A 5,974-nucleotide genomic window follows, 5' to 3' on the forward strand; every position below is an offset into this window, starting at 1 on the left:
GCGGTCTCGGTGCTCGCGACCATCAGGCGCTGGTCGCGGCAGACGAAGGACCCGATGTCGTTCGCGATCAGGCCGCCGGGCAGCAGGTGCGCCTCGGTGAGCATCTGGAAGCCGTTGCAGATGCCGAGGACCGGGGTCCCGGCGTTCGCCGCGTCGACGACCTCGCGCATGATCGGGGAGTGGGAGGCGATGGCGCCGCAGCGCAGGTAGTCGCCGTAGGAGAAGCCCCCCGGCAGGACGATCGCGTCGACGCCGTCGAGGTCGTGGTCGCCGTGCCACAGCGCGACCGGCTCCGCACCCGCGAACCGGACGGCGCGCTGGGCGTCGCGGTCGTCGAGCGAGCCGGGGAAGGTGATGACGCCGATCCTCATCGGGCGGCCTCCGCCGGGTAGTGGATCCCGACGACGTCCTCGATCACCGAGTTCGAGAGCATCTCGTCGGCGATGCGCTGCACCGAGGCGCGCACCTCGTCGGTCACCTCGTCGACGGTGATCTCGAAGCGCTTGCCCACCCGCACGCCGTGGAGGGCGGAGTGGCCCAGTCGCGCGAGCGCGCCGGCGACGGCCTTCCCCTGCGGGTCGAGCAGCTCGGCCTTGGGCATGACTTCAACGACGATCGTGGGCACCGTGTTCTCCGGAGTCTCGGGGGAGTGCGGTCTTCCGCGCGACCATCGTACCCGCGGGGGTCCCCGCGATCGGCGGCGCTCAGGAGGTCGTGACGCGGATCGCGTTCGCCCAGGGGTCCTCGAAGGCGAGGGTGAGGCCGTCGTCGCGGGTGGCGACTCCGGAGCGGGCCAGCCGCTCGCCGAGCGCGCCGAGATCGTCGGCGCCGGGCACCACGATCTCGACCTGTCCGAGGCCGAGGGCCTGCTGCCGGCGTCCGGCGCCCGCCGAGTTCCAGGTGTTCATCGCCATGTGGTGGTGGTAGCCGCCCGCCGAGACGAAGAGCGCCTGCCCGCCGTACGCGATCGTCGTCTCGAAGCCGAGCCGGTCGACGTAGAACTCCTTCGCGGTGGCGACGTCGCCCACGCTCAGGTGCACGTGGCCGACGGAGGCGCCGCCGAGGCGCGGCTGCGCGATCGACTCCTCGGTGAGGTGCTCCTGCAGGAACGCGTTCGGGTCGAGGAAGAGCGTGCTCATCTCGATCCGCCCGTGCGTCCACGACCACTGCGTGCGGTCGCGGTCCCAGTAGAGCTCGACGCCGTTGTGCTCGGGGTCGTCGAAGTAGAAGGCCTTGCTGACCAGGTGGTCGGAGCTGCCGGTGAACGAGCCGGGGTGCCGGGTCGCGACGCTGTACACGGCCGCGGCGAGCGCCGCCTCCGATTCGAAGAGGATCGCCGTGTGGAAGAGGCCGGCGCTGCGCGGCGAGGCGTGCACCAGCTCGGGCGCGTGCTGGAGGATCACGGCCGGCACTCCGCCGCGGCCGAGCACCGCGACCGGTCCGTCGTGCGAGAGCAGCTCGAGCGTCACGGCGTCGCGGTAGTAGGCGATCATCCCGTCGAGGTCGGCGACGCGGAGGGTCACCGCGCCCATCGCGGTGTCGGGAGCGAGCAGGTCGGGGGAGGAGGTGGTCACGGCAAAGACGCTACCTGCTTTTGGTTGAAGCTACAACCTTTCGGGAGGTGAGCGCTCATAGGAACCGCATAAGCGACATCCAGGCGGCGCCGGGAGGCCGGGCGTGGAATGGGAACCGGTCGCCGTCAGGGGCGGCCCCGGCACGAGGACGACACCATGAACGAGCGACACGAATCCGACGAGCGAGAGCTCACCGACCAGCCCGCCATCACCGAGGCGACGGGCGCCGACGAGGTGCGCGCGCTGCGCGCGGACGACCGTCGTCGTCGTCGTCGGGCGCTGATCGCCGGCGGCCTCGGCCTCGCCGTGCTGATCGGAGTGACAGCAGGCGGAGTCGCCACCGCCGGCCGCACCGAGGCGGCCTCCTCCGCCTCGGCCGGCGCCGCCACGATCGTCTACCCCGGCGGCTCGCGCGGATCCTTCGGCGGCGGGTACGTGATCGTCCCCTCCTGGGGCGGATCGACGCAGGGCGGCTCCTCCCCGTACGGCTCGTCGCAGGGCGGCTCCTCCGCCTCCGAGCCGGCCACCGGCGCGACCGACGCCGTGGCCGCGAGCACCGCGCAGACCGCCGGGGTGGTCACGATCACCTCCGAGCTCACCTACGAGGGCGCCCGCTCGGCCGGCACCGGCATGATCCTCACCTCCGACGGCATGATCCTCACCAACAACCACGTCGTCGAGGGCGCCACCGCGATCTCGGTCACGGTGGAGTCGACGGGCCGCAGCTACACCGCCCGCGTCGTCGGCACCGACGCGACGAACGACGTCGCCGTCCTGCAGCTGGAGGACGCCTCCGGCCTCACCCCCGCCTCGCTCGACACGGACGGGGTCGCTGTGGGCGACACCGTGACCGCCGTCGGCAACGCGGGAGGGACGGGCGACCTGGTCGCCGCCACCGGCACGGTCACCGGTCTCGATCAGCAGATCACCACCCGCTCCGAGTCGGGGATCTCCGCCGAGACGCTGACCGGGCTGATCCAGACCGATGCCGACATCGTCTCGGGCGATTCCGGCGGCCCGCTCGTCGACTCCGCCGGCCGCGTCGTGGGGATGGACACCGCTGCCTCCAGCGGGACGGCCGACATCACCGGCTTCGCGATCCCGATCTCGAAGGCCCTGGACATCGTGGCCACCATCGAGGCGGGCGCCGACACGGCCACCGTCGAGATCGGCTATCCGGCCTTCCTCGGCGTCTCCCTCTCCTCCGGCACCGCGTCGCCGACCTCGCGCGCGCTCGCGACCACCGCGTCCGGCGCCGTGATCGGCGGAGTCGTCGAGGGCGGGCCGGCCGCGCAGGCGGGCCTCGAGGCGGGGGACGTCGTCACCGCGGTCGACGGGGTCGCCGTCGCCTCGGCCGACCAGCTGTCCGCCTCGCTCGCGCAGCGCGAGCCCGGGGAGTCGGTGACGATCTCGTGGACCGACTCCGCGGGCGCCGCCCGCTCCGCCCAGGTCGTGCTGGTCGAGGGTCCGGTCGCCTGATCGGAGCCTCCGCGGGGCCGCCGGAGCGTTCCCGGCCGTTCACCCGGATGAGCGCGCCACGCCGCCCGTTGTTTTGATCCGCTCAAGACAACTCGGGTAGTGTCCTCGGCATGACGACAGTGGACGAGCGGCTCCGAGCCTCCGGGCTCAAGGTCACCGCCACCCGGCGCGCGGTGCTCCTCGCTCTCGAGGAGCACCCGCACTCCGGGGTGGACGCGGTCCTGGCCCGAGTGCGCGAGGGCCTCCCCGAGGCCTCGGCCCAGGCGGTCTACGGAGTGCTCTCGGCGTTCACCGACGCCGGGATCGTCCGCCGCATCGAGCCGGAGGGCCACCCCCGCCGGTTCGAGCTGCGGGTCGGCGACAACCACCACCACGTGGTGTGCCGGCGCTGCGGGGCCGTGGCCGACGTCGACTGCGTCGTCGGGGAGGCGCCGTGCCTGCATCCGCAGACCGCGAGCGGCTTCGCCGTGGACACCGCCGACGTCACGTTCTGGGGCACCTGCCCCGACTGCCTGGCCCTGGCCCACTGACCGACATCCGCTACACCGCAGCGGCGGGCTCCGTGCCCCTCGCCGACAGGAGGAACATGACCGAGGAACGATTCACCACCACGAACTCCGGAGCACCGGTCGCGAGTGACGACCACTCGCTGAGCGTCGGAGCCGACGGACCCCTCGCGCTCCACGACCACTACCTCGTCGAGAAGCTGGCCCAGTTCAACCGTGAGCGCATCCCGGAGCGGGTCGTCCACGCCAAGGGCGGCGGAGCCTTCGGACGCTTCACCACCACCGCCGACGTCAGCGCCTACACGCGTGCCGCGCTCTTCCAGCCCGGAGTCGAGACCGAGATGCTCGCGCGGTTCTCCACGGTCGCCGGCGAGCAGGGCTCGCCCGACACCTGGCGCGACCCCCGCGGCTTCGCGCTGAAGTTCTACACGAGCGAGGGCAACTACGACCTCGTCGGCAACAACACCCCCGTCTTCTTCATCCGCGACGGCATCAAGTTCCCCGACTTCATCCGCTCGCAGAAGCGCCTGCCCGGCAGCCACCTGCGCGACCACGACATGCAGTGGGACTTCTGGACCCTCTCGCCCGAGTCGGCCCACCAGGTCACGTGGCTCATGGGCGACCGCGGCCTCCCCTCCTCGTGGCGGCACATGGACGGCTTCGGCTCGCACACCTACCAGTGGATCAACGCCGCCGGCGAGCGCTTCTGGGTCAAGTACCACTTCACGACCGACCAGGGCGTCGAGATCCTGAGCCAGGAGCAGGCCGACCAGATCGCCGGTGAGGACGCGGACTTCCACATCCGCGACCTGTCCTCCGCGATCGACCGCGGCGACTTCCCCTCGTGGACGCTGTCCGTGCAGGTCATGCCGTACGAGGACGCGAAGAGCTACCGGTTCAACCCGTTCGACCTCACCAAGGTCTGGCCCCACGCCGACTACCCGCTGATCGAGGTCGGCACCATGACGCTCGACCGGAACCCCGAGAACTACTTCGCGCAGATCGAGCAGGCGGCGTTCGCCCCCTCGAACTTCGTGCCCGGGATCGCGGCAAGCCCCGACAAGATGCTCCTCGCGCGCATCTTCAGCTACGCCGACGCGCACCGCTACCGCGTGGGGACCAACCACGCGCAGCTGCCGGTGAACGCGCCGAAGTCGCCGGTGCACTCGTACTCGAAGGACGGCCCCATGCGGTTCGACTTCCAGAAGTCCGAGGTGCCCGTCTACGCGCCGAACACGCTGGGCGGCGCCCACGCCGATCCCGCCCGGGCGGCGGAGTCGGCCGGCTGGGAGACCGACGGCGAGCTGACGCGCGCCGCGGCGACCCTCCACCCGGAGGACGACGACTTCGGTCAGGCGGGGACGCTCTACCGCGAGGTCCTCGACGACGACGCGCGCGCCCGCCTGGTCGCGAACATCGCCGGCCACGTGTCGAAGGTCACCCGTCCGGAGCTGCGGCAGCGCGTGCTCCAGTACTGGGCGAACGTCGACTCGTCGCTCTCGCAGCGCGTCGCCGAGGCGCTCGAGCCCTCTGCTCCCGGTGCGGAGGTCTCCCCTGAGGTGGTCGGCATCGGGGCGTAGTCCCGGCATGCCCTCGAGGAGCGCGCGGTACCGGAGCGATCCGGGTCGCGCGCTCCTCGTCGTTTCCGGGGAGGGTCCTTCCACTCGGTGGAGTCGGATCCCGCGCGCGCGGGTGCCCGCCTCGGTCCGATGCAGCCGGCCCGGACCCCGGATCCGCCCGCGGAACCGGGCGCCGACGGGGAGGACCCCTGATCCCGACACGCCCGGGATGTGCGATTTCGGCCCGTCGTTTGACAGCACCGCGATCGCTGCGTAACTTATTCCGAGTCGCCACAAAGGCCGCAGGGAAACGGAAAGAGCAGCAGCTCCTACGTCCCGGCCTCAATCGGGACCATCCACTCGGCAAGACAGCTTTTCGGAGCAGGTCTGCCGCACGGATGTAAAGCCTTCGCAGGATTCCTCGGATCCAGCAACTTCGCCGCCCGGCGCAGGACTCAGGTCCTGAACCGAGCAACGTCGGAGCGCCTACGAGCGTGACGACATCGCGAAGAAGCCGGATTTGACACGGCCTGCGGATGTGCTAAGTTATACAAGTTGCCACGGCGACAGGGAGAAAGAAACATCTCCTAGTCTACCGAGAAGACGCGTATGACGCAAGCAACAACATCTTCGATCACTTCCGTTGTGAAGCACCGTTCTGGTGTGGAGGCGGGATGTGTCCGATTCTTGAGAACTCAACAGCGTGCACTATGTTCAATGCCAATTTTATACCCCGGCCTTGATCTTCGGATCGGGTTGGGATTCCTTTGGAAATTGATGTCAGCTTCCGGCTTTCGGGTCGGAGAGATGTCTTATTTGCTAGAGGTCAAACTTGACTCTCCTTCTCTTCGGGGTT

At 70.2% G+C, this 5,974-nt stretch carries 6 protein-coding genes; 3 read left to right on the forward strand and 3 right to left on the reverse strand.

Translation table 11 applies throughout. The features are described 5' to 3' along the window. From C5C27_RS16305 to C5C27_RS16315, 3 genes are all read right to left on the reverse strand, one after another. Nucleotides 1–371: phosphoribosylformylglycinamidine synthase subunit PurQ (locus C5C27_RS16305; RefSeq protein ID WP_181133574.1), on the reverse strand; the 371-nt coding region annotated here is incomplete at its 3' end. After that, the gene (gene purS / locus C5C27_RS16310; protein WP_104222736.1) at nt 368–625 is read right to left on the reverse strand and encodes a phosphoribosylformylglycinamidine synthase subunit PurS; all 258 of its coding nucleotides are present in this window, start codon (nt 623–625) and stop codon (nt 368–370) included. The genes purS and C5C27_RS16305, both read right to left, overlap by 4 nt. A gap of 79 nt (nt 626–704) precedes the next feature. Continuing rightward, on the reverse strand, nt 705–1,532 hold the full coding sequence (locus C5C27_RS16315; RefSeq protein WP_104314929.1) for a VOC family protein: 828 nt from the start codon (nt 1,530–1,532) through the stop codon (nt 705–707). Nucleotides 1,533–1,730: 198 nt separating this feature from the next. Between C5C27_RS16315 and C5C27_RS18430 the strand changes: the two genes are divergently transcribed. From C5C27_RS18430 to C5C27_RS16330, 3 genes are all read left to right on the forward strand, one after another. After that, nucleotides 1,731–3,053 carry a S1C family serine protease gene (locus C5C27_RS18430; protein ID WP_104314927.1) on the forward strand — a complete coding sequence of 441 codons (1,323 nt, stop codon included), beginning with the start codon at nt 1,731–1,733 and terminating at the stop codon, nt 3,051–3,053. A 110-nt stretch (nt 3,054–3,163) separates the two neighbouring features. Next, nucleotides 3,164–3,583, forward strand: a complete 420-nt coding sequence (locus C5C27_RS16325) for a Fur family transcriptional regulator (RefSeq protein ID WP_104222735.1) — start codon at nt 3,164–3,166, stop codon at nt 3,581–3,583. 56 nt (nt 3,584–3,639) lie between these two features. Then, entirely contained in the window at nt 3,640–5,139 is a 1,500-nt protein-coding gene (locus C5C27_RS16330; RefSeq protein ID WP_104314928.1) for a catalase, read from the forward strand. Nucleotides 5,140–5,974 lie beyond the last annotated feature (835 nt).

The organism is Rathayibacter sp. AY2B7 (assembly GCF_002931635.1).
GTDB lineage: Bacteria > Actinomycetota > Actinomycetes > Actinomycetales > Microbacteriaceae > Rathayibacter.

Coding starts and splice junctions, on each gene's coding strand:
- C5C27_RS16315 (WP_104314929.1), bottom strand. CDS start 1,532: ATGGGCGCGGTGACCCTCCGCGTCGCCGACCTCGACGGGATGATCGCC.
- C5C27_RS18430 (WP_104314927.1), top strand. CDS start 1,731: ATGAACGAGCGACACGAATCCGACGAGCGAGAGCTCACCGACCAGCCC.
- C5C27_RS16325 (WP_104222735.1), top strand. CDS start 3,164: ATGACGACAGTGGACGAGCGGCTCCGAGCCTCCGGGCTCAAGGTCACC.
- C5C27_RS16330 (WP_104314928.1), top strand. CDS start 3,640: ATGACCGAGGAACGATTCACCACCACGAACTCCGGAGCACCGGTCGCG.